The sequence below is a fragment of the Aeromonas sp. 61P genome (assembly GCF_051919545.1).
Taxonomy (GTDB): Bacteria; Pseudomonadota; Gammaproteobacteria; order Enterobacterales; family Aeromonadaceae; genus Aeromonas; species Aeromonas veronii.
Map to the genome: position 1 here is coordinate 1 of NZ_JBQBEL010000002.1, position 3,616 is coordinate 3,616.

Here is a 3,616-nt window from a genome sequence, read left to right on the forward strand (position 1 = left end):
GCTTACGGTTCACTACTCACGACGATGTTTTTTTTGGTACCTTTTTTTTCACCGGAAAGGACCCGTAAAGTGATAATGATTATCATCTACATATCACAACGTGCGTGGAGGCCATCAAACCACGTCAAATAATCAATTATGACGCAGGTATCGTATTAATTGATCTGCATCAACTTAACGTAAAAACAACTTCAGACAATACAAATCAGCGACACTGAATACGGGGCAACCTCATGTCAACGAAGAACAGAACCCGCAGAACAACAACCCGCAACATCCGCTTTCCTAACCAAATGATTGAACAAATTAACATCGCTCTTGAGCAAAAAGGGTCCGGGAATTTCTCAGCCTGGGTCATTGAAGCCTGCCGTCGGAGACTAACGTCAGAAAAGAGAGCATATACATCAATTAAAAGTGATGAAGAATGAACATCCCGCGTTCTTCCCTCCGAACAGGACGATATTGTAAATTCACTTAATTACGAGGGCATTGCAGTAATTGAGTTGCAGTTTTACCACTTTCCTGACAGTGACAGACTGCGTGTTGGCTCTGTCACAGACTAAATAGTTTGAATGATTAGCAGTTATGGTGATCAGTCAACCACCAGGGAATAATCCTTCATATTATTATCGTGCTTCACCAACGCTGCCTCAATTGCTCTGAATGCTTCCAGAGACACCTTATGTTCTATACATGCAATTACAACATCAGGGTAACTCATAGAAATGGTGCTATTAAGCATATTTTTTACACGAATCAGATCCACGGAGGGATCATCAGCAGATTGTTCTTTATTCATTTTGTCGCTCCATGCGCTTGCTCTTCATCTAGCGGTTAAAATATTACTTCAAATCTTTCTGTATGAAGATTTGAGCACGTTGGCCTTACATACATCTGTCGGTTGTATTTCCCTCCAGAATGCCAGCAGGACCGCACTTTGTTACGCAACCAATACTATTAAGTGAAAACATTCCTAATATTTGACATAAATCATCAACAAAACACAAGGAGGTCAGACCAGATTGAAACGATAAAAACGATAATGCAAACTACGCGCCCTCGTATCACATGGAAGGTTTTACCAATGGCTCAGGTTGCCATTTTTAAAGAAATATTCGATCAAGTGCGAAAAGATTTAGACTGTGAATTGTTTTATTCTGAACTAAAACGTCACAACGTCTCACATTATATTTACTATCTAGCCACAGATAATATTCACATCGTGTTAGAAAACGATAACACCGTGTTAATAAAAGGACTTAAAAAGGTTGTAAATGTTAAATTCTCAAGAAACACGCATCTTATAGAAACGTCCTATGATAGGTTGAAATCAAGAGAAATCACATTTCAGCAATACAGGGAAAATCTTGCTAAAGCAGGAGTTTTCCGATGGGTTACAAATATCCATGAACATAAAAGATATTACTATACCTTTGATAATTCATTACTATTTACTGAGAGCATTCAGAACACTACACAAATCTTTCCACGCTAAATCATAACGTCCGGTTTCTTCCGTGTCAGCACCGGGGCGTTGGCATAATGCAATACGTGTACGCGCTAAACCCTGTGTGCATCGTTTTAATTATTCCCGGACACTCCCGCAGAGAAGTTCCCCGTCAGGGCTGTGGACATAGTTAATCCGGGAATACAATGACGATTCATCGCACCTGACATACATTAATAAATATTAACAATATGAAATTTCAACTCATTGTTTAGGGTTTGTTTAATTTTCTACACATACGATTCTGCGAACTTCAAAAAGCATCGGGAATAACACCATGAAAAAAATGCTACTCGCTACTGCGCTGGCCCTGCTTATTACAGGATGTGCTCAACAGACGTTTACTGTTCAAAACAAACCGGCAGCAGTAGCACCAAAGGAAACCATCACCCATCATTTCTTCGTTTCTGGAATTGGGCAGAAGAAAACTGTCGATGCAGCCAAAATTTGTGGCGGCGCAGAAAATGTTGTTAAAACAGAAACCCAGCAAACATTCGTAAATGGATTGCTCGGTTTTATTACTTTAGGCATTTATACTCCGCTGGAAGCGCGTGTGTATTGCTCACAATAATTGCATGAGTTGCCCATCGATATGGGCAACTCTATCTGCACTGCTCATTAATATACTTCTGGGTTCCTTCCAGTTGTTTTTGCATAGTGATCAGCCTCTCTCTGAGGGTGAAATAATCCCGTTCAGCGGTGTCTGCCAGTCGGGGGGAGGCTGCATTATCCACGCCGGAGGCGGTGGTGGCTTCACGCACTGACTGACAGACTGCTTTGATGTGCAACCGACGACGACCAGCGGCAACATCATCACGCAGAGCATCATTTTCAGCTTTAGCATCAGCTAACTCCTTCGTGTATTTTGCATCGAGCGCAGCAACATCACGCTGACGCATCTGCATGTCAGTAATTGCCGCGTTCGCCAGCTTCAGTTCTCTGGCATTTTTGTCGCGCTGGGCTTTGTAGGTAATGGCGTTATCACGGGTAATGATTAACAGCCCATGACAGGCAGACGATGATGCAGATAACCAGAGCGGAGATAATCGCGGTGACTCTGCTCATACATCAATCTCTCTGACCGTTCCGCCCGCTTCTTTGAATTTTGCAATCAGGCTGTCAGCCTTATGCTCGAACTGACCATAACCAGCGCCCGGCAGTGAAGCCCAGATATTGCTGCAACGGTCGATTGCCTGACGGATATCACCACGATCAATCATAGGTAAAGCGCCACGCTCCTTAATCTGCTGCAATGCCACAGCGTCCTGACTTTTCGGAGAGAAGTCTTTCAGGCCAAGCTGCTTGCGGTAGGCATCCCACCAACGGGAAAGAAGCTGGTAGCGTCCGGCGCCTGTTGATTTGAGTTTTGGGTTTAGCGTGACAAGTTTGCGAGGGTGATCGGAGTAATCAGTAAATAGCTCTCCGCCTACAATGACGTCATAACCATGATTTCTGGTTTTCTGACGTCCGTTATCAGTTCCCTCCGACCACGCCAGCATATCGAGGAACGCCTTACGTTGATTATTGATTTCTACCATCTTCTACTCCGGCTTTTTTAGCAGCGAAGCGTTTGATAAGCGAACCAATCGAGTCAGTACCGATGTAGCCGATAAACACGCTCGTTATATAAGCGAGATTGCTACTTAGTCCGGCGAAGTCGAGAAGGTCACGAATGAACTAGGCGATAATGGCGCACATCGTTGCGTCGATTACTGTTTTTGTAAACGCACCGCCATTATATCTGCCGCGAAGGTACGCCATTGCAAACGCAAGGATTGCCCCGATGCCTTGTTCCTTTGCCGCGAGAATGGCGGCCAACAGGTCATGTTTTTCTGGCATCTTCATGTCTTACCCCCAATAAGGGGATTTGCTCTATTTAATTAGGAATAAGGTCGATTACTGATAGAACAAATCCAGGCTACTGTGTTTAGTAATCAGATTTGTTCGTGACCGATATGCACGGGCAAAACGGCAGGAGGTTGTTAGCGCAAAAAAAATTCCAAAAAAAAAATTCCAAAAAAAAAAAAAAAAAGCGACTAACAAACACAATCTGATGGCAGGTGCTGTAGAGAACGGACAATGAGAGGCTCTTAACCTTAGCAATACGTA

5 protein-coding genes and 2 pseudogenes are annotated in these 3,616 nt (G+C 43.4%); 3 read left to right on the forward strand and 4 right to left on the reverse strand.

The features are described from left to right. Nucleotides 1-233 precede the first annotated feature (233 nt). Nucleotides 234-428, forward strand: coding sequence for a YlcI/YnfO family protein (locus tag ACTG2O_RS21860; protein WP_001421937.1), 195 nt, complete (start codon nt 234-236; stop codon nt 426-428). Between the two features lie 164 nt (nt 429-592). Here ACTG2O_RS21860 and ybcW read toward each other — a convergent pair whose 3' ends face one another. After that, nucleotides 593-799, reverse strand: a complete 207-nt coding sequence (gene ybcW / locus ACTG2O_RS21865; RefSeq protein ID WP_001031427.1) for a protein YbcW — start codon at nt 797-799, stop codon at nt 593-595. A 285-nt stretch (nt 800-1,084) separates the two neighbouring features. On the opposite strand from ybcW, the gene ACTG2O_RS21870 reads away from it, so the two are divergent. Beyond that, on the forward strand, nt 1,085-1,495 hold the full coding sequence (locus ACTG2O_RS21870; protein WP_012775990.1) for a DUF1398 domain-containing protein: 411 nt from the start codon (nt 1,085-1,087) through the stop codon (nt 1,493-1,495). Between the two features lie 289 nt (nt 1,496-1,784). Beyond that, nucleotides 1,785-2,078, forward strand: coding sequence for a serum resistance lipoprotein Bor (gene bor, locus ACTG2O_RS21875; RefSeq protein ID WP_000738492.1), 294 nt, complete (start codon nt 1,785-1,787; stop codon nt 2,076-2,078). Nucleotides 2,079-2,109: 31 nt separating this feature from the next. Here the strand turns inward: bor and rzpD are convergent. The 3 genes and pseudogenes from rzpD to ACTG2O_RS21890 form a co-directional block, all read right to left on the reverse strand. Then, nucleotides 2,110-2,572, reverse strand: a pseudogene (rzpD, locus tag ACTG2O_RS21880) (prophage endopeptidase RzpD). Beyond that, on the reverse strand, nt 2,569-3,045 hold the full coding sequence (locus ACTG2O_RS21885) for a glycoside hydrolase family 24 protein (protein ID WP_000229403.1): 477 nt from the start codon (nt 3,043-3,045) through the stop codon (nt 2,569-2,571). The pseudogene rzpD and the gene ACTG2O_RS21885 overlap by 4 nt, the downstream one beginning before the upstream one ends. After that, a pseudogene (locus tag ACTG2O_RS21890) lies at nt 3,029-3,352 on the reverse strand (phage holin, lambda family). The gene ACTG2O_RS21885 and the pseudogene ACTG2O_RS21890 overlap by 17 nt, the downstream one beginning before the upstream one ends. Between the last annotated feature and the right edge of the window lie 264 nt (nt 3,353-3,616).